This is a genomic window from Paenibacillus zeirhizosphaerae, from assembly GCF_030705605.1.
GTDB lineage: Bacteria > Bacillota > Bacilli > Paenibacillales > Paenibacillaceae > Paenibacillus > Paenibacillus zeirhizosphaerae.
In genome coordinates this window covers 177115-202622 of the sequence record NZ_JAPCKK010000030.1, presented here as the reverse complement: position 1 = coordinate 202622, position 25508 = coordinate 177115, and the positions used below count along the sequence as shown (strand labels likewise).

Sequence of the window (25508 nt, the reverse complement as noted above, 5' to 3'; positions counted from 1 at the left end):
CAACAGATAAACATGCATACACAGAGATGAGGAACGGATATGGCATATCGACAAGGATTGGATACGGAAACTGTTGTACAGGCGGCTATGGAAATTGCAGACGCTCATGGTGTAGAACAGGTAACTTTGGCTGCGCTCGCCGCCAAGCTGCAAGTGAAGACCCCTTCCTTATACAACCATATTAAGGGACTGCCAGCACTAAAAAAACAATTGTCTCTCCGCGGGTTGACCCGGATTAAAGGGGCCATGGTAGAGGCAGTGCTGGGCAAGTCTGGTGATGAGGCGTTGTTGGCTGCGGGACTGGCGTACGTTGACTTCGCGAGGAAACAACCAGGACTGTACGATGCGATGACGGCAGCACAGGATTTGATGGATCCGGAGCTTAAGGAGGCCAGCCATCAAATTGTCGGACTGATCCTCCGCATCCTGGAGGGTTATTCATTTGGCGAAGAAGAGGCATTACACGTTGTCAGAGGGTTCCGCAGCCTGGTGCATGGCTTTGCATCACTGGAACTTAAAAATGGCTTCCAAATGAACCTTGACCGTGATGAGAGCCTAAAATTGCTTTTGACCACGTATTTACGTGGTTTACATGAGATGCGGACAGTGCGTTGAGCTACGCAAAACAAAGCCAACTCAATGTGTTACATTAATTTCGGGAGGAAATTGATATGGCTAGAAGTAAAGAGTTTGAAGTGAACGAAGTATTGGATAAAGCAATGGAGATCTTCTGGGAACAAGGTTATGAGAAGACATCGATGAGTGACCTCGTTGAGCATATGGGAATTCATCGCAGAAGTATATATGATACATTCAACGACAAGCATTCGCTGTTTCTGCAGGCTATGGATCGATACTGCAGCAAAGTTAACGCCACATTGCTCGCAGAAGTCAAAACGTCCAAGACTGCAGTGGAAGCACTGCATACAATTTTTGGTTTTATGATCAGCGAATCAGAGGATATGCCATCTGGTTGCTTAATCGTGAATTCGGCGGTAGAGCTGGCCGCACGTGATACTGATGTGGATACCAGATCCCTTGAACAGTTTACGGCAGCAGAGCAGATGTTCGAGCAAATTATTCTTTGGGGACAGCGGGATGGAGAATTCTCCTCTAATCACGATGCCAAGAAAATGGCAGAGTACCTGCACAATATCTCCGTTGGCCTAAGAGCAATGGCAAGGACTTCGACGGATAAAGAAAAACTAAACCGAATTGTCAATGTATCGATGAAAGTTTTAGAAAATTGATGCATTGATTTTTTGCATATAATAGAATCATCATTCTCAAATTTCAGTGTGCACCTGGAATAACGGCTCTCAGAAATGTAGCTTATAAAAAAATTAAAAAAATACTTTACTGATCGTTCTAAAATAGGTATACTGAACTCAAGTTAGATCTAACTATTTTTTTACCGTTAAGTGAACGGTCGTTCTTTAATTATTTGTAACACACATCTACACCCATCTTGCAACCACTAAGGAGAGAATACAATGAAGTATACCGTTATCACAGGAGCAAGTTCAGGAATCGGATATGAAACAGCTTTGGCATTTGCTGCACGCGGCAAAAACTTGATTTTGGTAGCTAGAAGACTGGACAAATTAGAAGAGCTGAAATCAGCGATTCACAATAATCATCCTGATCTAGATATCATTATTCGTACAAGTGACCTATCTATCGCAGATCATGCACATACACTTTATAACCACTTAAAGGAATATGACATCGAGACATGGATTAATAATGCAGGACTGGGTGAAGGTTCATTTGTAGCCGAACAGAACTTGGAGAAAGTTGAGGACATGTTACGTGTTAACATCGAATCCTTAACGATTCTTTCTGCATTATACGTACGAGATTATGCTGATGTGGAAGGAACCCAGTTGATTAACGTCTCTTCTGCACTTGGATACATCATTGCTATTGGCAGTGTTGCCTACTCTGCATCTAAATATTATGTTAGTGCCTTCACTGAAGGGCTGGCCAAAGAGCTTGAACTGAAGGGTGCGAAAATGAAGGCAAAAGTTCTAGCGCCGGCCATCACGGAAACGGAATTTGCGAAAAAGTCAATCGATGCTGAGGATTTTGATTACAAAGCAAACATGCGTAAGTACCACACGGCCAAGGAAATGGCGGGATTCATGGTAGAGCTATATGACAGCAACGAAGTGGTAGGGATTGTAGACCAGAACTATAATTTCAATGTCAGAGGCCCTATTTATCCAGTACTTTCAGAATTCTAAAAAAATTTATAGAGCTGTGTATCTTCATTAAAAGAGGAGTGTCCAAGTGGAAAAATTATGGAGCAAGATAAAAATAGGTAACCAGGAATTACCGCATCGTTTGGCGATGGCACCTATGACACGTAGCAGAGCGCAAGAAGATGGTACACCCGGAGAACTGGCATCCCTTTACTATGCTCAAAGAGCATCAATGGGCCTTCTTATTACCGAAGGTGCGCAGCCTTCGGATGATGGACAGGGATACTTATGGTCACCTGGGATCTATACGGAGCAACATATTGAAGGCTGGAAACAGGTAACGGATGCAGTACATGAAGCTGGTGGAATCATCTATATTCAATTGATGCATGCAGGTCGTATGTCACATCCTGACAATACACCACATCATCGTCAACCTGTTGCACCATCTGCAATTGCTCCGGGTGTGGAGATGTTTACCGCCAAAGGCATGCAGGACATACCGGTTCCGCGTGAATTAAGCCAAGAAGATATACAAGCGACCATTGCGGACTTCAGAAAAGCAGCAGCTTCCGCTATTCAAGCCGGTGCTGATGGCGTTGAGATTCATGGCGCAAACGGGTATCTTATTAACCAGTTTATCGGAGAAAATTCCAATACACGCACGGATGAATATGGAGGATCCATAGAAAATCGTGCTCGTTTCGCAATTGAAGTGACGAAGGCGATTGTCGACGAGATTGGAGCTGAGCGAACAGGCTTCCGTATCTCGCCGGGTACACCCCTTGGCGGGATTCAAGATGGTGAACAAGGTCCTGAGTTGTATCTCTACCTCGTAAAAGAATTAGCTGCTCTCGATTTGGCTTATCTTCATGTCATGCATCTTGGAAACGAACAGCTACTTCAGGACATTCGTTCAATCTGGACAAATCCATTGTTAGTGAATCGGGCCGGACGTGCTTTGGAAGATCTTAGCATAGATATTGATGACGGCCTTGCAGATGTGGTACCTGTCGGTGTATGGTCATTGGCCAATCCTGATTTGGTTGAACGGCTAAAAAAAGGCGCTCCATTGAATGAAGCAGATCCTACAACATTCTTTGGACTGGGCAGCAAGGGATATACGGATTATCCTACGCTGGAAGAATTGGAATCTCTGGACCGTTAATCACTATTTATAGTTTACGGAATGAAAAATGGCGTACAAGCGAAACAGAATACTGTACGCCATATTCATCCGTTTTTCCATTTTGGGGAAACCTAGAAATCAGTGCTTGATGTATAAATTCTGTACTGATAATCATTTGCCGGAATAAGCGTTCGGTCTAATTTCAATACTGTTTTTATCTGCCAAGCAGTGAATTTTATTTCGATCCGCCTACAGACGAAGCTGTATTCATATGTATGGAAGTTTATTCAGAACAATGTAAAGGGAGATAGGACATGAGAGCTGCTCAACTACACAAATATTCAAAAGAAATTCAATTGGATTTGAATGAGGTTAAGGTACCTGAAATAAAGAGCCATGAGGTCCTTGTTAAAGTAAAGGCAGCAGGTGTAAATCCACTTGACATCCTGATTATCAATGGAAGTATTCGAATGATTTCCAATTATGAATTCCCATTAACTATGGGCAATGAACTGTCCGGTGTGATTGAGGCCGTAGGAAAAGACGTTGTGAAATTCCAGGTGGGTGACCGCATTTATACGAGATTGCCGATGAATCAAATTGGAGCTTTTGCCGAATATGTGGCCGTTGATGAAGAAGCTGTAGCCCTGATGCCTGAGACGTTATCCTTTGACGAAGCCGCAGCAGTACCTCTCACAGCCTTGACTGCTTATCAAGCACTCCATGACGTGCTCCATGTTCAGCCTAATCAAAAACTTTTTATACCGGGAGGAACGGGTGGCTTTGGTGCTATGGCGATTCCAATTGCGAAATCGATGGGGCTGTATGTTATCACGAGCGGTAGTGAACGAGGCAGATCACGTACAATGTCGATTGGCGCTGACCAATTTATCAATTATAAAGAGGAAAACTATGCGGATGTGTTGTCAGGTATTGATTATGTGATCGATACCTTGGGAGCAAAGGAAATCAAAGCAGAACTAAGCATACTGAAACCTCATGGGAAATTAGTATCACTAAAAGCTGCACCGAATTATCGTTTTGCGGTTGAGCATGGTTTTCCATTGTGGAAAAAGCTGTTGTTTGGGTTAGCAGGTTCTCGTATGGACACTTTGGCACGGAAAAATCAGAATGAATATCATTTTTTGTTTGTGCAAGCTAATGGAGGTCAGTTACAGAAAATCACTAATCTTGTCGTACAACAGAATATCAAACCCTCTATAGATTCAACATATCATTTCGATGACATTAACCAGGCTTTAAAGAAAGTATCGACCGGTCACTCCCAGGGCAAAGTAATTGTGACGTTCTAAAACGTCTATCAAATTCTATAAACTTAATAAAAGGTGTGGACTAAAAATGAAGAAAACAGTTCTGATCACTGGGGTATCCGGCGGGATTGGTAAAGAGTTGGCTGATCGTTTTGCCAAGGATGGACATCACATGGTGCTTGTTGCTCGCAGCGAGGATAAGATTTTGAAGCTTGCGCAGGAGTATCAGAATAAATATGGTATTCAAACCACGGTGATCGCTAAGGATGTTGCTAAGCCGGGGGTGCCTGAGGAAATTTACATGGAGTTACAGGCGAAGGGAATCCATGTGGACTATCTCGTTAACAATGCTGGCTTCGGTCTGTTTGGAACATTCATGGAAACGGACATGGAGCAAGAAATAAACATGATTGACGTGAATATTACAGCACTGACCGTGATGACGAAGCTGTTCCTTCCGGATATGATCAAACGTGGCCAAGGCGGAATCATGAATGTAGCTTCGCTGGTAGGATTTTTCCCTGGACCACTGATGTCGGTTTATTACGCTACGAAGGCCTATGTACTCTCGTTTACCGAGGCTCTGGAGAATGAAGTCAGTGGAACAGGCGTTACGGTAACGGCATTATGCCCAGGTCTGACATCAACCGGTTTTGTTGATCGTTCAGGTATGGGGGCCTCGAAGTTGGTAAAAGGCGCTATCATGGATGCCGGGGATGTGGCTGAAGAGGGGTATCGTGGATTCTTGCGTGGCAAGACGTTGATTATGCCCGGTGCTCGAAACCGGTTCATCGCGTTTCTACCACGATTATTGCCTCGTAAGATGATGACGCGCATGATTAGATCCTCACAGGGCAGAGCGGGACATTAATCTAATTTGAAGAGGGTTAGGCAAAATGATGTTCATGCTAATCTCTGGACAGTTAAAAGTTTTCACGTTTAAGAAGCAAGCGAATCCGCGTCCGGATGGGACGCGCCAGTAACTAGCGATTACAAAGAGCGGTCCCAGGAGGGGATCGATCTCGTCTCCATCTGTTTGCCTCCGTATATGTATGCGCCGATCGCGGTAGATTTTCTGAATGCAGGAAGTCATGTCGCGCATGACAATGCGGAGGTCGAAGATTTATCGGTTACTCTGCTTCGTTATGCGAACAGGGCATTAGGACAAATCACGATCGGAACGAAATTGGAATAGCACCTTGGAACAGTTGGAACAGACCCGGTGAATCGATTTCATCGGATTTTTATTGTCTTTTTATTTAGGGCATAAACCTGAAAATGCAGTGATGAAATTTCTCCACCGAACGATTTAGCTGTGATATACTAAATGAAATGAGAACGTGGTAGGGAGACGGGATAGATGGATAAACTCGACTTGATCCTTCAGAAGCTCGAAGCTCTGGAGGAAGGGCAAAAAGCTCTGGGAAAGGGACAAAAGACTCTGGAGGAAGGGCAAAAGGTTCTGGAAAAGGGACAACAAGCTCTGGAAGGAAGACAAACAGAACTTTATCAAATCAGCCTTGCGATTCGTGACCGGCAAGAAGAAACTGATGCAAAGCTGGAAGCGATGGTTATGGATGTACATCAACTACATGGCAAGATAGAGGCGCAAATTGAAAAGCTGCATGCCGTATCCGATGAGCTACACATATTTCGCAGAGAAACGAAAAGTGATCTCCGCAATATAAAAGGTCACATGCGATTATACGATCACGACCTGGATGATGCTTTAGAACGTATTGACCAATTGGAATCCCGCCAATAGGATAAAAGATTGTACACTTCAGTAGACACCTAAGGGGTGTCTTTTTGCTTTGATTTCTTCAGGCAATATAGTATTATATGGCAGTGAAATCTGCTCAAAAACGCACTGGAATACTGTTATTTTAGACCGCGACATGAAAGATGATGATGTTTTCGAAATGGTGCAACATAGTTTTGAACTTACAAAACCAAAATTAATGCACTAACGGATGGGAGGAGAGGCTATGAACAAAGAAGAACAGGTCAGAATGGGTTTCAGAGATTTATTCAACAAGATGAGTTGGCTTAATAAGTTTAAGATGGAAGACCGTCTTAGGGGTTATAAGTCTTCTGAAGTACATTGCATCGAATACATTGAAAAAAATATAGATTCCAACGTGACTAAACTTGCGGAGTCCCTTTATATGACTAGCGGTGCCATAAGTAAAGTAACTAAGAAGCTCATGAAAAAAGGCATGATCGAAAGCTACCAGAAGCCGGATAACAAGAAAGAAATCTATTTTAGGCTTACTGAGCAAGGGAAAGTCATTTATCAAATCCATGAAGAACTGCACAAAGAGTTTCAAGAGCGGGATAAAGCCGTATTTGAGCAGATAACCGAGGAACAATTTGACAGTATGCTTAGCTTCATGGAAAAGTATAGCAGGCATTTGGATGCAGAAATAAAGAAACAGGGTATAGATATCAAGTCAGAATAAATTCGAATAATGAAAATCAAATCACAGGCAGCCGGGCTCTATTGAGCACAGGCTGCCTTTTTATCGCTATTATTTTGTTGCCAAGGAAGCAAAATAATGATACGATGTTTTTGCTTCCGAGGAAGCTAAAATACGACTTTTGAGGAGAGAATTTAAGTGTTCACATTTAGATCACACAATGAACAGAACACAGAACAAACCGTAGATAAACACGCTTTAATATTCGGTCTTATCTCTGTGTTTCTTTGCGGAATAGGCTTTAGTATCATAACACCTGTTGTCCCATTCTTAGTGCAGCCTTATATAAGCAATCCGGAAGATCAAGCTACAGTTGTTACGCTGCTGACCTCTGTTTATGCAGTCTGCGTATTTTTTACGGCCCCCGTACTTGGAGCTTTGAGCGACAAATATGGCCGTCGTCCATTGCTTTTAGTATGCCTTTTGGGTTCCGCGATCGGGTACTTCGTTTTTGGTATAGGAGGAGCTCTATGGGTACTATTTGCCGGGCGCATCATAGAGGGTATAACAGGCGGGAGCATAAGCACAATCTTCGCCTATTTTGCGGACATCATTCCTCCAGAACAGAGAACCAAATACTTTGGATGGGTGGGTGCGGTTGTAGGTGTAGGCACCGTCATTGGCCCAACTGTAGGCGGATTACTTGCCAGAATTGATTATGCTGCACCCCTGTATTTTGGAGCAATTATAACTTTACTGAATGTTGGTTATGGATTCTTTTGTATGCCTGAGAGCCTTGACAAGAAGAATAGACTGAAAGAGATTACCTTCGTAAGACTGAATCCCTTCATACAGCTTGCAAACTTACTTTCCATGAAAAGCTTAAACAGGCTGCTCATCTCAGCGTTCTTACTCTGGATACCTAACGGATCTTTACAAGCCGTTTTTTCACAATTTACAATGGACACTTTCAGTTGGAAGCCTACACTAATCGGATTGATGTTCTCCATCATAGGCGTCCAGGACATCATTTCACAAGGTCTCATCATGCCAAGGTTGTTGAGAAAACTTAGCGATCAACAGATAGCCATTCTTGGAATGGTTTCGGAGATTATAGGCTACAGTCTTATTGCATCATCTGCTTTGTTCTCATTCTATCCTCTTATTATCGCTGGAATGTTTATATTTGGTTTTGGTGATTCGATCTTTGGGCCTGCATTCAATGGGATGCTCTCCAAATCTGTCGATTCTAGTGAACAAGGAAGGATTCAAGGAGGCAGCCAATCTATTCAAGCTTTAGCAAGAATGATTGGGCCTATCCTTGGAGGTCAAATCTATGTATCATTTGGTCATGCCGCGCCCGCTTTTATGGGTATGATCCTGATAGCAGCGGCAATACCCGTTTTGTATAAGGGTACACATGTAAATCAGTAAAAACAAGAAACTTAATTTTATCTTCTAACTCATCCATGCAACTACTGACATTCAGTTGTCAGTAGTGTTTTTGTATAATCTAGGTATTAGAAAGCCAAAGATATGGTTGAATTCCAACAAGGGAGTGCGGCTTCAATTGAATAAAACAGAGCGTCTTTTATCGATTGTGATGGAATTACAGCGAAGCAAATTGCTGACAGCTGATGAATTAGCAGAGGTCTTAGGGGTTAGTGTAAGAACGATCTATCGTGATATGCAGGCTTTGAGTGAAGCAGGTGTTCCCATAATTGGTGAGACAGGATTAGGATACTCTTTGATGGAAGGCTATTTTCTTCCACCAATTAGTTTTACAGTAGAAGAGGCAGTATCACTTCTTCTTGGCGCTGAATTCATAGAAAAACGTTTTGATCCAACTTTTCGCAAAAGTGCTCGTTCTTCCCGCAGAAAAATAGAAGCAATTCTTTCTCGACCCATCCGTGAGGAGACAAACCGAATACAAGGGAGCATCCATCTGCTTCAAAAAGATGAAATGGTCATAATGATGCGGGAGAAAGCAAACTTGGGAAGCATTCGTGAAGCCATGCTGGAGGGCAAGAAACTTCGTTTCACATATCACAAGCGGGTTGCTGGATCTGATGGGAGCCGGGTAAATGTGCGAACTGTATCGCCATTCGGATTGGCACATGATGAGCAGAATGGCTGGCTGTTAGTTGCTTTCTGTGACCTACGGGAGGATATTCGCCATTTTCGAGTCTCCCGAATCAGTGACCTTACCGTGACTGATGATACGTTTCAGACTCCCGATAACTTCAACCTTCAGTCCTATCGGCCGAAGGATACCCGTAGCATACGGGTCTGTGCACTTTTTAATCCAGAAATCGCCGATAAAGTTGAAGAAGCCAACAACTATTATATGGAGACTGCCGAGTCTAAAGAGGACGGTTACCATGTCACTTTTCGTGTCCGTCAACCGGAAGAACTGCTGTCCTGGATTCTTGGATGGGGGGCAGATGTGGTAGTCACTGAACCTGAATCCTTCAAAAACCGAGTAAGAGAAGAAATCGAAAAAATGAAAGAACGCTACTGACATACTGTTGGCAATAGGGGGCTTGTATAATCAAGACATACCCAATGAAAGTGAGGTTATTTACATGACTTTATAATGAAACGAATAGTGCGTTATGGTCATCCAAGAGAGGTATCCAAATCTGTATTACGGCTTATACTAATAACATAAACAACCCCATATACAAAGGAGAACATTATTATGTCAGTAATTGGACCCGACTTCATTTCACTTCAAGTGAGCAATCTTGAAGGCTCTGCGGAATTCTATCAAAACTATCTCGGACTGGTCCGCTCACAGGCGGGACCACCTCATGCTGTGGTCTTTGAAACAAAGCCTATTGCATTTGCTCTTCGTGACCTAATACCAGGAACAGAGCTCGGTTCAGGTACTCAGCCTGGACTTGGTGTCGCTCTGTGGCTTCATGCCCCTGATACGCAAGAAATCCACGACAAGCTTATTGCAGCAGGCGTAAAGATTACATCCGCACCAATAGATGGACCATTCGGGCGAACCTTTACATTTGCCGACCCAGACGGTTACCTAGTTACCCTTCACAGTAAAGCCTAATACGCAAATTATTACAACATTAAGACCGTGTTCCTGAAAGTAATATCTCCCCATACGGTAGACAGGTGAAATAATAAACTCTGTTACTGTGAGGGGAGTTTTTTCATGTCAAATTAATTTGACATATCTTATTCCTCATGATATATTTAGCCCGCTAAATAACATTCGAGGGATGATTAATTCATGACAGATCAAGTGGATTGCGATATTCGTCAGTCGTTAGATCGAATCTCCTCCCAAATGCGACGAGATTACAGCGAATCTCTAAGAGAACTTAACCTTTATGTTGGCCAAGATAATTTATTGTATCGTTTGTGGTTAGGCGACGGGATAACGCAAATGCAACTATGTGAACATTTAAAATGCGAACCTCCTACAGTAACGAATATGGTTAAATCACTAGAGCAAAATGGTTTTATATACCGCAAACGTGACGAACAAGATGCAAGAGTAATGCGAATTTATCTTACAGACAAAGGCAAAGAATTAGAGACCCCGGTTGAAATGAAATGGAGAGCGCAACAGAAAAAACTGCTACATTCCATTTCAATGGAAGAACGTTTGATACTAAGACAAATAATGAAAAAGATGGAGAATAACTTATCCTGAGTTCTCCGTCTTTCGCAAATATTTAGCAAGCTAAATAGTGGATACCAAAGTTATATATCATTCAAAATAGGGAGCTGTTTTACATGAGTAAAAAAATTCGCACAGGAATTATTGGTGGGTCAATTAACAACGGATGGGCAAGAGGTACTCATATTCCAGCCATTGAGCATCTGCATGAATTTGAGCTCACGGCAGTTGGAACAAGCAATGTGCAGAGCGCAAAGAAGAGTGCTGAGGCTTTCCGGGCAAAGCATGGCTTCGATAACATGGAGCAATTGGCTCAACATCCCGATGTGGATATGGTAGTTGTCAGCATAAACGTTAAAGATCACTATAAGGCAGTCAAAGCAATTGCCCCTGCTGGAAAACCGATTTACTGCGAGTGGCCACTGGGATCAAATACCGCTGAAGCGCTCGAAATGCAGGAATGGGCAGCGTCCCGCCAATTGCCAAACGCAATCGGTTTACAGGCCAGACAGGCTCCAGCTATCAATTATGTTAAGGATTTATTGGCAGAAGGCTATGTTGGAAAAGTCCTTTCGGCCAATTTGAAGATTTCGATTGATGGAATGGGTGGCGTCGCTGACAAAGCTACTGCGTATTTATTTGATCGCAAGATCGGAGGCAACCTGCTCACGATTGTAGGCGGACATAATCTGGATGCATTCACTTACATGCTCGGGGACTTTACAGAACTTTCAGCCGTTACAGCGCAGCAATTCCCTGAAGTCGAATTGGTGGATATCCAACAAGTCATTGAGAAGACGACGGATGATCAAATATTGATTACAGGGAAATTAACAAACGGTGCAGCAGCCAGCGTTCATATCCAAGGGGGAGTCAAACATCAGACAGGACTCACGCTTGAAATTTTTGGAGACAAGGGCACGATCGTGCTGAGCGCGCCTGCATCCATTCAATTCGGGTCACACCAACTACGCGGTGCAGGACCTACTGACAAAGAGCTTAGTGTGCTAACAATTCCCGATTCCTATTACCGGGTACCAGATTCCCTAAAAAATGACTCAGGTTTTGTTCTGAATGTTGCTCAGACCTACAGCAAATTCGCTCAAGATATCGAAAAAGGAACATCCTTTACTCCAAGCTTTGCAGACGCGGTAAAGCTTCATCAGTTCCTTGATACCGTGGAAAAAGCAGCACAAACCGGTGAACGTCAGTATTTATAACTAGGATTTAAATTTGAATGTGAGGTAGTAAAGCCTTAGAATCTTGATTTAGGATTTTAAAAATACATTCCAGTGATAAACACCAGGAAAGAAACACTTATTGTTGTTCGTTTCTCGTTATAATAATTTGTACAGTAATAAGCCGCTCTCCCTTACAGTTTGTAAGGAGAACGGCTTATTATCTTTTGCTGCATAATTCCAGACATAATTAGATTCCACACCGTAAGTTCCTCCTGACATTCCCATACAACCTAGACCCATGCTTGAAACTAATGGACCGTTTTCAATCCGTTTGATTTATGAAATTCAGGAATGAAGTGTCCAATGTAATCGCTCAGCTGAGAGGAGTAGGCAAAATTATTGTACACCTTGCGAAACTTCAGTGGAGGCCGAGAAGTTGATGCGGGTCGCTAGACGCGGATTTGTCACATTTATATACATAGTATAGCTCGCAAGAGCTATTAAGATTGCAAGCCGATTGCATTACCATGATAGAGATCACAGTTGAAGACGAGTCTCAGCAATCAAGGAAACAGTTGGAGGGATTTAAGCTTGACGAAGGTACACTATTGGAAATGGATTCTGATCACCTGTCTGGTTCTGCTACTTACAGCCTGTACAAACACAGGTACTTCGGGGGTGAACGTTTCGTCGGATAATACATCCCCGGTTAAGGAAAAGGAACTGGAGCCGGCAATACCTGGACAAGCCTCAGGCAGTACGCAGCAGGCAGAGGGCACTCCGATCTCGGAGCCGACTGCTGAGCCCTACCTCACCTTTCAAGATCTAAATGGAGACACAGTAACGCTGGAAAACAAGCCCGAACGGATTATCATCCTCAATAATGAATTGACAGAACTGTTCTATCAAGCGGGCGGACAAGCAGCCGGCATAGCCACATCGGCAGGCGTTGAGATTCCGGAGCAAGCAGCGAATGTGAAGCAAGTAGGCGTCATCAGCAGCGTAAACATGGAGGAAATTCTACAGTTGAAACCAGATTTGGTGATAGGACAGCCGCTTTTCCACAAAGATTTAAAAAGTACATTTGCGGATTCCGGTATTCCGTTTGCCATTCTGACAGTCAAATCAATCGAAGATATCCGGAACAATGCCAAGCTGTTCGGTCAAATCATCGGTAATGAGGAGCAAGTACAGACGGCTATCGGCAACATGGACGCTAAGCTAAATGAACTAACGGCAGATTTACCAGCGAACAAGCCGTCTTATGCGATCATTACCCTGATGGCCAATAGCGTGTCGTTGCAAAAATCGTCGAGCATTGCGCTCGATATTAGCAGCTTGCTTCAAATGAACAATATTGCGGAAGATCTTCTTTCAGGTAAAACGCCAAGCTCGGTGCCTTTCAGCATGGAGAAGCTGGTGGAACTAAACCCGGAGCACATTTTCATCGTCGTTCACGGATCAGATGAAGAAGGCCAGCGCATGATCCAATCCCAGTTAGAGAGCAACCCCTCCTGGAAATCGCTGCAAGCCGTCAAATCTGGTCATCTGGAGATTTTGCCACCTTCCATGTTCGTCACCAGTCCCGGTCTGAAAATATGGGAATCGGTAGAATACATGAAGCAATTAGTGTTCCCATTTTCTGCAGCTACCCAATAACATAAGCTCCTATCCAAGAATCGGAGTCATTGGCGTTATGCCATCCATCATGCTGATGAATCATCAAAGTATATAGAAGAATAGCGTATGATCTCTATACGAAGTTGAAGTTTAGATAAGGAGAACGCAAAGCCTATGGACAACATTTCCAGAAAAACTCCGTCATTGCAAACTACGAATGCAAACGGAAGCAAGCATTTGCAAGCAACGCTACAGATTACAGGAATGACCTGTGCCGCATGCTCCAACCGAATCGAAAAAGGGCTATCTCGCTTGAATGGTGTGCATCAAGCGAATGTAAATCTTGCCACAGAAGAAGCAACGGTAGTGTACGATTCAGCCACCATCGATATTCAGGCTCTTCGGAATAAAATAGAGACCTTGGGCTTTGGAACTTCTACGACGGCCGTCGATTTAAACATTACAGGTATGACATGCGCAGCATGTTCAGCACGCATCGAAAAAGGCCTAAGTCGGCTCCCGGGTGTAACACGTGCAAACGTAAACTTGGCTCTGGAGTCAGGTCATGTTGAATTCGTATCAGGAACACTGAAGGGTTCCGACCTCATCTTCATAATTAAGCAATTGGGATTTGGTGCACACATTAAAGCTACAGAGGAAGAATCCCTGTCCATGAGGGAACAGGAGCTTCAAAGAAAAAAATGGAAGTGGATCTTGTCAGCAGTGCTTGCTTTCCCCTTATTATGGGCCATGGTCTCGCATTTCTCGTTCACGTCATGGATTTGGGTACCTGACTTGTTCATGAATCCGCTGTTCCAATTGCTGCTGGCCACGCCCATACAACTATACTTGGGAGCCCAATTCTATGAAGGTGCGTATAAAGCCTTGAAAAACCGAAGTGCCAATATGGATGTGCTTGTCGCACTTGGGACGAGCACGGCTTATTTGTATAGTTTATATTTAACATCTCTAACCAGCACCGGCGGCATGTCCGGTCATAACCATGGTGGAGGTGCCCAAGTAGTGGACGTTGTAAACACGACTGCTCAAGGCCCTGTCAATATGTACTTCGAAACTAGCGCAGTGTTGATTACGCTAATATTGTTCGGTAAATGGTTGGAGGCTCTGGCTAAGGGAAGATCAACGCAGTCCATTAAAAGTCTAATGCAAATGGTTCCACGAAGTGCCCGGGTGGTCCGAAACGACGAGGAGATAGAGCTTCTTCCTGAATATGTGCTCGTCAATGATCTCGTCATTGTGAAGCCCGGCGAGAAAATTCCTGTGGATGGGATCGTGGAGGAGGGAGGCTCCTCCGTGGACGAATCCATGTTAACTGGAGAAAGTCTACCGGTGGACAAAACGGTTGGGGATCGTGTAACTGGCGCTACTCTGAACAAAAATGGTCGTCTCCTTATACGCGCGACTCAAGTGGGTGCTGACAGTGCGCTGTCCCGGATCATCCGTATCGTGGAACAGGCACAGGGAACGAAAGCTCCAATCCAGCGTGTTGCTGATTCGATTTCAGGGATTTTCGTTCCTGTAGTGATTAGCCTTGCTGTTGTTACCTTTGTATTTTCGTTGCTCTTCGGGAGCACGGGCGGCTTTAGTGAGGCTATAGAGAAAGCGATCGCTGTTCTGGTCATTGCCTGTCCATGCGCGCTTGGCTTAGCTACACCTACATCCATCATGGCTGGTTCGGGGCGTGCCGCCGAGTATGGCATCCTGTTCAAAGGTGGGGAGCACCTGGAGACTACGCAGCACATTCAGACAGTTATTCTTGATAAAACGGGCACAGTAACTAACGGAAAACCAATCATGACCGATGTTAGGACTGCTTCAAATTGGTCAACTGGCGAATTGTTGAAACGGGTTGGAATTGCTGAGTCGAGCTCTGAGCATCCACTTGCCCAAGCCATTATGGAGGGGATCAAAGAAAGAGGTATTAAAATCATGTTCAATCCGGAACAGTTCGAAAATATTCCGGGATATGGTGTACGAGCACGTGGCTACAGTCAAGATATTCTCGTTGGAACACGCCGTCTGCTTGCCGATGCTAAGGTGCAGGTTCCTGCAGAAGCATTGGCCCAAATGTCTGAGCTGGAAAGCCAAGGCAAAACCGTGATGCTTGTGGCGGTGGATGATGAGTGGGCTGGAATGGTCGCTGTCGCGGATACCGTGAAGGACACATCTGCCCATGCCGTTAGCCGGCTTCAAGCGATGGGAATCGATGTGGTATTAATGACTGGTGACAACGAGCGCACTGCTCGTGCTGTTGCCAGCCAGGTCGGAATCTCCAAAGTCATCGCTGGCATTCTTCCGGAGGAGAAAGCGGCGGAAGTGAAGAAACTACAGCAACTGGGACTTAAGGTAGCCATGGTAGGGGATGGGATCAATGATGCACCCGCTCTGGCTGTGTCTGATATTGGCATGGCCATTGGAACAGGCACCGACGTTGCCCTAGAGACAGCAGATGTTGCACTCATGCGGGGAGACCTGAACAGTATTGCTGACGCCATGGAGTTAAGCAAACGAACGATGAGGAATATCAAGCAAAATCTCTTTTGGGCACTCGCGTATAATGTGGTGGGTATTCCCATTGCTGCCATTGGCCTTCTGGCTCCTTGGCTGGCCGGTGCAGCGATGGCGTTTAGTTCCGTTTCAGTCGTGCTTAATTCCTTACGTCTTCAAAAAATGAAGCTTTGACTGTGATATTGAAGGATATTGAAGGAGAATATTTTAAGAAAAGCTTTCTAAAAGGGGATTAAAAAGATGAAGCATCGCTTTAAACCTGTAATCATTATTTTGATAATAATGGTAATTGTCAGTGGTTGTCAAAATACTTCACAGCAGCAAGAGGGAAAAAGAGAGGGTCTTGATGCTGATCAATCAGTTGAATCTTATCTCTCTTTTAAAGACTTTGACGGGCAGCTCGTTATACTTCAAGACAAACCTCAAAATATTGTTGTCTTAAACGATCAAGTTCTTCACTCATTTTATCAAGTTGGGGGTAAGGCTGTCGGTATAACGAATGCTTTTACCATTGATCCACCTGAAGAAGCGATTGATGTGCCGAAAGTAGGATTTATGCACGAGGTTAACATTGAAAAGGTGTTAGAATTAAAGCCTGATTTAGTGATTGGCCAGCGTTTCACACATGGTGATTTAAGGAAAATTTTTAAAGAGGCTAATATTCCTTTCGCAAATCTTAACACTCAATCTATTGAAGACATGAGACAAAACACACTGTTAATGGGGAAAATTACAGGTAATGAGAAAAAAGCTGAAAACCTTATAAAAGAGATGGACTCAGAAATCAATCAAGTGATTGATCAGATTCCAGAAGAGAAAGAGATGCCTACTTATGCCATAGTGACGGTTATGGGCGATGCTGTATTTGTTGAGCAGAGTTCTACAATAGCGGTAGATATCGCCAATCAGTTAAAGCTTCGTAATGTAACAGAATCGTTAGATGGAGAAATTATGGCAGGGTATATCCCGTTTAGTATGGAAGAGATGGTTAAGATTGACCCTGATTATCTGTTTATTCTTTCTCATACAACGAATGAGGAAGCTGAACAGATGGTCGAAAGCAATTATAAATCGAATCCTGCCTGGAACTCACTTTCAGCTGTTTCAAATGACCATATTTACTTTCTTCCAAAAGATAAATTTGTAATGGCTCCTGGTGTTGATGTAGTCGATTCATATAAATACATGGCAGATTTAGTCTATTCAAGTCAATCAAATTAACTATTGGAGCAATCTTTATGAATGAGAATAAAGGGTTTAGAAAAAAGATAAGCTGGAAGCTCTTCATTATTGGACTTTTTTTAATCCTGGCTATACTCAGTGTTATGATTAGTTTAGGTTTTGGAGCGGTTTCCGTGGACGTTCGGTCGATTTTAAGTATTTTATTTGGAGGCACAGATTCTGAATATTACACAATCATTTGGAATATTAGATTGCCGCGTACACTTGTAGCCGTGTTTGTGGGAATAAATTTAGCTCTTTCGGGTGCATTGTTGCAAGGGGTTATGCGTAACCCTATGGCTGATCCCCATATTATCGGTGTTTCCTCCGGTGCAGGTTTGTTTGGAACAACCATGTTGCTGGTCTTCCCTGCTTTTTCACATTTGTTGATTCCTATTGCATTTCTTGGAGCGTTGGCTTCAGCCTTGCTTATTTATTTGCTAGCCTGGGACAAGGGCGTTTCTCCTATGAGGATAATCCTTGCTGGAGTTGCTGCCTCCGCTTTTTTAAACTCCGGAGTATCGGCCCTGTATACGTTTTATAGCGATCGTATACAAGGGGCGGTTTCCTTTATGGTTGGAAACCTGTCCGCAAAAAGTTGGGGGCATGTAGAGATCATCGTTCCTTATAGCCTTATTGGGGTAACACTAGCTTTACTAAGCGCTCAACGAATGAACGTGCTATTACTGGGCGATGCTGAATCGAAATCGCTTGGACTTAACACGGAGGGTTATCGTTTATGGTTTATTGCTATAAGCGCGTTGCTTGCTGCCAGTGCAATAAGTATTGTTGGTCTTCTTGGTTTTGTTGGGTTAATTGTCCCTCATGCTGCCAGGCTTATCGTGGGAAATGATTATAGAATATTGTTGCCGGCTTCAGCGTTGCTGGGAGTGACAGTTCTGTGTTTATCTGACACCATTGGCCGTGTTGCCTTTGCACCAATTGAGCTGCCCGTTGGTATTATTATGGGTGTTATAGGTGCTCCATTTTTCTTATATTTGTTACGAAAGAAGAGAACGATATGACACTTGAGGCAAAGAATGTTCATATTGGATATCATGATAATGAGGTCATTTCAGCTTTAACTCTTCAGTTTGAAGCAGGGAAGATCCACAGTATTCTTGGACCAAATGGCTGCGGTAAAAGCACACTTTTAAAAGCGCTTGGAAAGCAGATTCAGACTACCGATGGAGAAATTTTATTTAAGAATAGTGAAATCAATAAATGGAGCAGGAAAGCTTTTGCTAGAGAGCTCGCTTTTTTAATGCAAGTCCATGAGAGTAATCCCGAGGTTACTGTTAGACAATTAATTGAATATGGCCGTTTCCCACATAAAAGGAAATTTGAACGATTAAATCAAGAAGATCAGGCAATTGTAGATCATGCCATCACACTTACTCATTTAGTGGATTTAACAGAGAGAACAGTTGATAGTTTGTCTGGAGGGGAGCGCCAGAGGGCATGGATCGCAATGGCACTAGCTCAGCAACCTGCTATTTTGTTACTAGATGAACCCACGTCCTATCTAGACATCCACCACCAACTTGAGATTATTGAACTGATTAAACAGTTAAATATCGAACAGGGCATCACAATCATCCTAGTCCTGCATGATATTAATCAAGCAGCAATGATTTCAGATCAAATAATTGTGCTTCAATCTGGACGACTTTATGACTGTGGCACTCCTCAAAATGTCATTACACAGAAAATGTTACGCGATGTTTTTAAAGTTGATGCTGAAATAAATGTATCTTCTGAAAATGAATCGATCTCTGTCTACAATTTTCATCTTCTTAAAGAATGAATACAAAACAACCTCTGATTTTTTTCAGAGGTTGTTTTATTGATGAAGGATATAGAGGAAAATGAAAAATTCGTAAAATGGTTGAATGAGCCATCATGATATGGAGTATTTTGTAATAAACAGTCAATAAAATGCAAAATATGGTTCTCTATTTTCCATAAATGTGTTATTCTGTTGATGATAGGCGATGATTTTGTTTGTTTGATTGATAAGGAAGGGAGGAGCGGATTCTCGAATCATTCAATCTGTATAAAGAGAGTAACTTCACTGCTTGTTGAAAAAAATATGATAAGCGGAGGTTGGGTTATGCTCACCAAAATGAAGAAATATGGCGTTTGCAGCTTAGCACTTGTATTGCTGGCTTCTGTAGTCTTTACCGGATGGAGTACCCGCGCATTAGCAGCTGATTTCAGGTCATTGCAGGCTTCGCAAATGGTGTCGGAGATGGGTGCAGGATGGAATTTGGGGAATCAGCTTGAAGCAACGGTAAACGGCATACCGAATGAGACAGCTTGGGGCAACCCTGTCGTTACCCCGGAGCTGATCAAAAAAGTGAAGGCTGCGGGCTTCAAGACGATTCGGATTCCTGTTTCCTATTTCAATCATATTGGAAGCGCTCCCAATTATACGATTAACGACGCATGGTTGAATCGAATCCAAACCGTGGTTGACTATGCTTACAATGAAGGCTTGTATGTCGTCATTAACATCCATGGCGATGGGTACAATTCCATGCCGGGTGGATGGTTGCTGGTGAATGGAGGCAATCAAGCTGCCATTAAGGAAAAGTATCAGCGGGTTTGGCAGCAGATTGCTACCAAGTTCAGCAACTATAATGAGCGTCTTATTTTCGAATCCATGAACGAAGTGTTTGATGGCAACTACGGCAATCCCAATCAGACATATTACGCTAATCTGAACGCCTATAATCAAATCTTCGTGGATACTGTCCGGAAGACCGGTGGTAATAACAATGCCAGATGGTTGCTCATTCCGGGCTGGAATACCAATATTGATTATACTGCAGGTAATTATGGCTTCGTTCTTCCGACAGATCAGTTCAGATCCTCAGCAATTCCTAGCTCGCAAAAGAGAATCATGATCTCGGCACACTATTACTCTCCTTGGGATTTTGCAGGTGAAGAATCCGGTACGATTACACAGTGGGGAGCAACAGCAACGAATCCTTCCAAAAAGTCTACTTGGGGACAAGAGGATTATCTGGATTCGCAATTCAAATCCATGCACGATAAGTTTGTAACTCAAGGCTATCCTGTTGTAATAGGTGAATTCGGCTCCATCGATAAAACGGCGTATGATTCAAGCAATCATGTATATCGTCAAGCCTATGCCAAAGCTGTGACAGCAGCCGCGAAGAAATACAAAATGGTTCCCGTTTATTGGGACAATGGACATAACGGTCAGCATGGTTTCGCTTTGTTTAACCGTTCAAACTATACTGTTACCCAGCAAGGCATCATTAATGCCATCATGCAAGGTATGCAATAAGCAAACATTGCGCCTAACCGGGCAAACGGCGTGTTCCTGTAAAAGAGAGGGACATGCCGTTTCATCTATCTGCGAAGATCAGGAGGTTGTTTTTATGCATATTTTAATTTTGGGTGCAACTGGACGAGTCGGGAGTCATATCGCTGCACACGCTCTTAAGGACAGACATCATGTGACTGCACTGGTTCGTCATCCGGAGAAAATCCGGGCCCATGATAGAAACTTAACGGTTATTCAAGGTGATGTGCTAAATCAAGGGGATATTGTGCGTGCAATCCACGGAGTTGATGTCGTAATTAGTGCGCTGAACACCGATGGAACAACAACGCTATCCGAAAGTATGCCGTTAATCATCGAAGCAATGCATAACGAAGGTATACAACGAATTATCACTGTAGGAACTGCCGGTATCCTGCAAAGCAGATCCTTCCCGAATGTTCTGCGATATCAATCCAGTGAATCTAGGCGTAAGTCAACCCGTGCAGCAGAAGAACAAGGAGAAACACTTGAAGAAGCCGCTATACGTGAGGTGAAAGAGGAAACGGGTTTAGAGGTGGAGCTAAATGGTATTTTTAGTGTTAGTGAAGCGTTTTTTGAAGATAGGAGCCATCATACGATTTTCTTTACCTTTAGAGGAAATATAGTGGGAGGAGAGATCAATATCTCATTTCCAGAAGAAATTGAGGAAGTTACGTGGATAGAAGCTCGCAGAGCAGAAAAATACATACATATACCGAGTGAGTTAATGGGATTAATAACTAGTAAGTCAACCGCACCATATATACTTAGAGGAACTATTAACCACAACACTTAATAAAGTTTATTGGTCGTCAGAATAACCCTCACGGAATTTCTCCGAAGCACAATATTTTTTAGTAGACAAAAAAGTCTCCCCTTACGGTAGCAGGTTATATTATTTCACCTGTCTACCGTAAGGGGAGCATATCACGTCCAGGTTGCTCCTTCTTTATTGAAAGCCCACTTATAGATTTCTATCCTGCAACTATATATTTAAAATTTATCCTGAATTTCTTTTAAAAACATATCGGCAGCAGCCGAAAAGACCTGATGCCTTTTCCAGACAATATTTAAGCCGGATTCAAGTCTTGGCTTCAGGGGTCTAAAGCAAAGGTTACTATCACTGGTCGTATTTACGATTTTATCAAGTGTAACTGCATACCCGATGCCCTCTTCCACCATAATGGCAACGTTATATGCAAGATTGTATGTTGCCACGATGTTTAATTTATCGAAATCTTTACCAAACCAATCCGTAAATTCATTTTTGGAAAATGTATTCTTTACCGCCTGTCGTGAACAGATGAGCGGAACATTTATTAAATCTGCTGCCTGGATGGACTTTTTGAAAGCGAGAGGACTGTCGTTTCTCATTACAACGCCCCAAATATCCTTGGCGGGAATATTGATATAATTGTATTTCGATAATGATTTCCAAAAAAATGTATTATATTAATATTTTTTCTTTTATTGATGTGATATGCCAGATAGTTGCCCAGAAATAAGTGATGATAAGCAGTCATAATGAAAACTTTGTTAGTCTCGTCAAGAATAAATCAGCATTAGATGCTGATAAAATTGGCTACATTCATTTCAAATCCTGTAGCAGGGAACAAATCGATTTGGACACTAACTGTATTTAGAACTATACCGTAAGCCTACCTGAGGCCTCAGGAAAACGATCGACATGGTGAATTTGATCTGTGTGGGCTCGGCACAATCATTGTGCCGAGCTATTTACTATCAATTAGCGATGGCTGCCATGTGCCCGTGATGTTAAGAAACTTTCAGAAACCAGGTACTCCAATCGGTGTCAACGCCCACGGGAGCATTTATATTAAACCTTCTGGATGCAAAAATGACTAACAATCAATGTGAAATAGAAAGATGGCTCGGTAACATAGGGCCAGAGTTGTAAAATCAGCACTTACAATATGATTCAACAAAAGTTCAGTTTTGTTGAAATGGATGAATAAGGCTTATATCATTGTAGCACCAGGTTGATAAGTTATTGAGCGAATCATGATTAGGCAAAGCAGTTATTCTTTCGAGAGCGAGATGCTTTTTTTAATTTTAGAACCGATATTAATTTTCATGTAATTACAGGACAAAAGTAGGAGCTAACTTAAAAAAGCAGGATTAATGAGTGATATATCTAACTTCACCCTAATGATATAATAATTCCCATCTTATTCATGTGAGTGTGAGATTGATGGGAAGAATATTAGTATCTCCAGATCATCTAATAGAAGTAGCTTCTTTTTTTTCAAAAAAACGCACGGAACTTGACCAAATTCTTAATCAATTAGATAAACAGATGTACTTTCTAGAAGGTGGATGGTCAGGTGTAACAAGAGAACGATTCTTTCAAGATTATCAAATAGCCAGACAGCTTATGAAAGTCACGTTAGATAGAATATCTTCTGTAGGGCAGGAACTTTCCTTTATTGCTCGAAACTTCTCACAAGCTGATGAAAGCTTGAATGGAGCGTTAGTTCTCAATGTTCCCGGTAGTGGAGTTCCAATCCCACAAGGACAACTGTTTAAAGATTTACAAAATGCTGGACTTGCAGTATTAAATGGATTAAAGACGGTTAATGGCCTCACCGATGAATTTTTTGATGGTGTAACAACAAGTGCAATTGAGAATGCAACTTTGGGAATAGCTCAAGTACCTGATACGAAAACCGACCATCCAATTGCCCGAAAACTTGGAGAATTTGTAGGAGACGGTGTAACTACGTTAGTTGGAGCAGCCGAAACAGTGGGGAGCGCCGGACTTGCTGGTTTATCACTTGCTGCAGATGGTACCGTTGTATTGGCGCCTGCTGGGATTATGGCAGGAGCAATTGCAGCGGCTGGTGCGGCCCATGGAAGCACCATGTTGGTAAGATCTGCACAAAATATGGGTTCTAACGCAAGTGATCTGGTACAAATGATTAAGAGTGGCGGGAAACCATCAAAAGAGACGATTACGTCTAATACAGGAAAAGAAATTGATGTCACGCCATCATCAAACCATATAAGTACGACGGATAACCCACACCCCGCCAAAGGTGAGCCAAACTCATCCGTAGACATTCTTGATAAAAACACCGGTGAAATTAAGACGAGAAGATATTATGATGAGAATGGACGAGCTACAAGGGATGTTGACTTTACTAATCATGGAAACCCAAAACAGCATCCTGAATGGCCACATGAGCACACATTTGAATGGACAGAAGACGGGAAATTCAAGCGTAAGTAAGGAGCTATTCCTGTAATGAAGTAATTTGAGCTTTGAACGAAAAAAGTGCCTCTAGTATACTGGGAAACGTTCCGTCCAAAGAACAAATCCCACATATGAGAGAGGCACTCAAGCAGAAACAGAATCAACGGATTACACGAATTACCGAAAAAACACTGGTCATCGGCGCAGACATCGCCAAGAAGGTTCACGTAGCTCGGGTCGTGGATTTTCGCGGAATTGAGCTTGGGAACGACTGCGTGTTTCACAACGATCAGCAAGGGTTAACCAAGCTGGTGACGTGGATGAAGGAGCTTGGCCAGATTCATGAGAAAACAGATATCTTGTTCGGCCTCGAGCCTACTGGACATTACGGGTTCCCGTTAGCGGCGTTTCTAAAAGAGCAAGGCATTCGGGTTGTCATGGTCAACCCACACCATGTTAACAAAAGCAAAGAGCTTGAAGACAATTCACAGACCAAGAGCGACTATAAAGATGCAAAGGTCATTGCCAATCTCATTAAAGACGGAAAGTATTCCGAGCCCCATCTACCGACCAAGGAGTATGCAGAGTTGCGCATTCTGATGAACTTTCGCGAGAAAATCATGGTGAGTTTGAATCAAGCGAAAACACGAATCACAGCTTGGCTGGACCGCTATTTCCCGGAATATTCACAGGTGTTCAAGGATTGGGAAGGAAAAGCGTCACAGATGGCCTTACGTCAGTTTCCGACTCCAGAAGAGATTGTCTCCTTAGGCGCCAGTGGCGTTCTTACGCACTGGAAGACGGAGATTAAACGTGGAGTTGGCATCAAAAGAGCGGAGCAACTGTATGCGGCTGCTACGGTTTCTATTGGCCTAACCGAAGGGCTCACGGCGGCTCGAATCGAGCTTACCGCCTTGCTGGATCAATACGACTTGTATTGCAAGCAGGAAGAAACCATGATGGCAAACGCCCTGCAAATTCTAGAGGACATCCCTGGAACTCAACAAATGCTGACCGTTGCAGGCTTTCTGGAAGTTGGTGATTTGAGTAACTACGACCATGGCCAGCAGGTTATTCGCTTGGCTGGACTGAATCTGACCGAGAATAGCTCCGGCATCCGAAAGGGAATGACCGGAATCAGTAAACGGGGGCGCTCTCGTCTCCGAGGCATCTTGTTTCGCGCCATACTGCCTATGGTGACGAAAAACAAAGAGTTTAAAGCACTACACGAGTATTATATTACACGCAAACAGAATCCGCTCAAGAAGAAGCAATCTATTATCGCCTTATAGTGGGAGGAGTTAAAATGGAATACAACGAGCTAGTAGAGCGTTTTGAAATGGGGGAAGAATTTCAACTTTATTATAAAGGTGTTAGCTACTGGATTAGTCAGAATGAAGAGGGTTATTACCTTACAAGAGAAGAAGATGGTTTTACACAATCATTTGAGTCTGCTGATCAATTGTTTGAATTGGGCAAAATTGATAATATAACAATCTTAGAAGCGTGGCCAAATATTGAGGTATAAGCATTAAAATTATTGAATTATCTTTTACTTGAATGATACACAATTAATGCAACATAGTATAGAGGGGACTCAGGATACTATTCTGGGTTCCTTTCATTTTCAATTGGTATAATGCGATTTCAGTACTAGCTTATTCACAAAACTCGTATTTTGTACATATGTCTGTATCGTAAGAAAACCGCCCCATTTACGGGACGGCTGGTTTTATCAG

At 43.0% G+C, this 25508-nt stretch carries 22 protein-coding genes and 3 pseudogenes; 24 read left to right on the top strand and 1 reads right to left on the bottom strand.

What is annotated here, in order from left to right; genetic code table 11:
* Positions 1 to 39: 39 nt before the first annotated feature.
* From OIN60_RS18870 to OIN60_RS22760, 21 genes and pseudogenes are all read left to right on the top strand, one after another.
* Positions 40 to 615 carry a TetR/AcrR family transcriptional regulator gene (locus OIN60_RS18870; RefSeq protein WP_305756412.1) on the top strand — a complete coding sequence of 192 codons (576 nt, stop codon included), beginning with the start codon at positions 40 to 42 and terminating at the stop codon, positions 613 to 615.
* Positions 616 to 671: 56 nt separating this feature from the next.
* Positions 672 to 1250, top strand: coding sequence for a TetR/AcrR family transcriptional regulator (locus OIN60_RS18865; protein ID WP_305756411.1), 579 nt, complete (start codon positions 672 to 674; stop codon positions 1248 to 1250).
* Between the two features lie 243 nt (positions 1251 to 1493).
* A complete protein-coding gene (locus OIN60_RS18860) occupies positions 1494 to 2246 on the top strand; it encodes an SDR family NAD(P)-dependent oxidoreductase (RefSeq protein ID WP_305756410.1) in 753 nt (250 codons plus the stop codon).
* Between the two features lie 46 nt (positions 2247 to 2292).
* Positions 2293 to 3372, top strand: a complete 1080-nt coding sequence (locus OIN60_RS18855) for an alkene reductase (protein ID WP_305756409.1) — start codon at positions 2293 to 2295, stop codon at positions 3370 to 3372.
* A 275-nt stretch (positions 3373 to 3647) separates the two neighbouring features.
* Positions 3648 to 4646 carry an NADP-dependent oxidoreductase gene (locus OIN60_RS18850; RefSeq protein WP_305756408.1) on the top strand — a complete coding sequence of 333 codons (999 nt, stop codon included), beginning with the start codon at positions 3648 to 3650 and terminating at the stop codon, positions 4644 to 4646.
* Between the two features lie 46 nt (positions 4647 to 4692).
* Positions 4693 to 5475: an SDR family NAD(P)-dependent oxidoreductase gene (locus OIN60_RS18845; protein ID WP_305756407.1), complete on the top strand. Its 783-nt coding sequence runs from the start codon at positions 4693 to 4695 to the stop codon at positions 5473 to 5475.
* Between the two features lie 489 nt (positions 5476 to 5964).
* Positions 5965 to 6369, top strand: coding sequence for a hypothetical protein (locus OIN60_RS18835; protein WP_305756406.1), 405 nt, complete (start codon positions 5965 to 5967; stop codon positions 6367 to 6369).
* A gap of 223 nt (positions 6370 to 6592) precedes the next feature.
* Positions 6593 to 7066 (top strand): MarR family transcriptional regulator, encoded by a 474-nt coding sequence (locus tag OIN60_RS18830; RefSeq protein ID WP_305756405.1) that lies wholly within the window; start codon positions 6593 to 6595, stop codon positions 7064 to 7066.
* A 156-nt stretch (positions 7067 to 7222) separates the two neighbouring features.
* Positions 7223 to 8458: an MFS transporter gene (locus OIN60_RS18825; protein ID WP_305756404.1), complete on the top strand. Its 1236-nt coding sequence runs from the start codon at positions 7223 to 7225 to the stop codon at positions 8456 to 8458.
* 136 nt (positions 8459 to 8594) lie between these two features.
* Positions 8595 to 9545: a helix-turn-helix transcriptional regulator gene (locus OIN60_RS18820; protein ID WP_305756403.1), complete on the top strand. Its 951-nt coding sequence runs from the start codon at positions 8595 to 8597 to the stop codon at positions 9543 to 9545.
* Between the two features lie 180 nt (positions 9546 to 9725).
* Complete coding sequence (locus tag OIN60_RS18815; protein ID WP_305756402.1) at positions 9726 to 10094, top strand: VOC family protein; 369 nt, start codon at positions 9726 to 9728, stop codon at positions 10092 to 10094.
* 183 nt (positions 10095 to 10277) lie between these two features.
* The gene (locus OIN60_RS18810) at positions 10278 to 10703 is read left to right on the top strand and encodes a MarR family winged helix-turn-helix transcriptional regulator (RefSeq protein ID WP_305756401.1); all 426 of its coding nucleotides are present in this window, start codon (positions 10278 to 10280) and stop codon (positions 10701 to 10703) included.
* An 83-nt stretch (positions 10704 to 10786) separates the two neighbouring features.
* On the top strand, positions 10787 to 11890 hold the full coding sequence (locus OIN60_RS18805; RefSeq protein ID WP_305756400.1) for a Gfo/Idh/MocA family protein: 1104 nt from the start codon (positions 10787 to 10789) through the stop codon (positions 11888 to 11890).
* Positions 11891 to 12442: 552 nt separating this feature from the next.
* Positions 12443 to 13510 carry an ABC transporter substrate-binding protein gene (locus tag OIN60_RS18800; protein ID WP_305756399.1) on the top strand — a complete coding sequence of 356 codons (1068 nt, stop codon included), beginning with the start codon at positions 12443 to 12445 and terminating at the stop codon, positions 13508 to 13510.
* Positions 13511 to 13675: 165 nt separating this feature from the next.
* Positions 13676 to 16174: a heavy metal translocating P-type ATPase gene (locus tag OIN60_RS18795; RefSeq protein WP_370872547.1), complete on the top strand. Its 2499-nt coding sequence runs from the start codon at positions 13676 to 13678 to the stop codon at positions 16172 to 16174.
* A gap of 66 nt (positions 16175 to 16240) precedes the next feature.
* Positions 16241 to 17221, top strand: a complete 981-nt coding sequence (locus OIN60_RS18790) for an ABC transporter substrate-binding protein (RefSeq protein WP_305756397.1) — start codon at positions 16241 to 16243, stop codon at positions 17219 to 17221.
* A 17-nt stretch (positions 17222 to 17238) separates the two neighbouring features.
* Entirely contained in the window at positions 17239 to 18246 is a 1008-nt protein-coding gene (locus OIN60_RS18785; protein WP_305756396.1) for a FecCD family ABC transporter permease, read from the top strand.
* Positions 18243 to 19028, top strand: coding sequence for an ABC transporter ATP-binding protein (locus OIN60_RS18780; RefSeq protein WP_305756395.1), 786 nt, complete (start codon positions 18243 to 18245; stop codon positions 19026 to 19028). Before OIN60_RS18785 ends, OIN60_RS18780 begins: the two co-directional genes overlap by 4 nt.
* A 306-nt stretch (positions 19029 to 19334) precedes the next feature.
* Entirely contained in the window at positions 19335 to 20537 is a 1203-nt protein-coding gene (locus tag OIN60_RS18775) for a glycoside hydrolase family 5 protein (RefSeq protein ID WP_305756394.1), read from the top strand.
* Positions 20437 to 20970 (top strand): annotated as a pseudogene (locus OIN60_RS22765) (NAD(P)-dependent oxidoreductase); the annotation flags it as partial. The gene OIN60_RS18775 and the pseudogene OIN60_RS22765, both read left to right, overlap by 101 nt.
* A gap of 6 nt (positions 20971 to 20976) precedes the next feature.
* Positions 20977 to 21351, top strand: coding sequence for an NUDIX hydrolase (locus tag OIN60_RS22760; RefSeq protein WP_503122967.1), 375 nt, complete (start codon positions 20977 to 20979; stop codon positions 21349 to 21351).
* Positions 21352 to 21548: 197 nt separating this feature from the next.
* Here OIN60_RS22760 and OIN60_RS18765 read toward each other — a convergent pair.
* Positions 21549 to 21983 (bottom strand): annotated as a pseudogene (locus OIN60_RS18765) (LysR family transcriptional regulator substrate-binding protein); the annotation flags it as partial.
* A 784-nt stretch (positions 21984 to 22767) separates the two neighbouring features.
* On the opposite strand from OIN60_RS18765, the gene OIN60_RS18760 reads away from it, so the two are divergent.
* The 3 genes and pseudogenes from OIN60_RS18760 to OIN60_RS18750 all read left to right on the top strand — a co-directional run bounded on the left by OIN60_RS18760 (position 22768) and on the right by OIN60_RS18750 (position 25297).
* The gene (locus OIN60_RS18760; RefSeq protein WP_305756392.1) at positions 22768 to 23805 is read left to right on the top strand and encodes a WXG100 family type VII secretion target; all 1038 of its coding nucleotides are present in this window, start codon (positions 22768 to 22770) and stop codon (positions 23803 to 23805) included.
* Between the two features lie 95 nt (positions 23806 to 23900).
* Positions 23901 to 25058 (top strand): annotated as a pseudogene (locus OIN60_RS18755) (IS110 family RNA-guided transposase); the annotation flags it as partial.
* 17 nt (positions 25059 to 25075) lie between these two features.
* The gene (locus OIN60_RS18750) at positions 25076 to 25297 is read left to right on the top strand and encodes a hypothetical protein (RefSeq protein WP_305756390.1); all 222 of its coding nucleotides are present in this window, start codon (positions 25076 to 25078) and stop codon (positions 25295 to 25297) included.
* Positions 25298 to 25508: the final 211 nt, after the last annotated feature.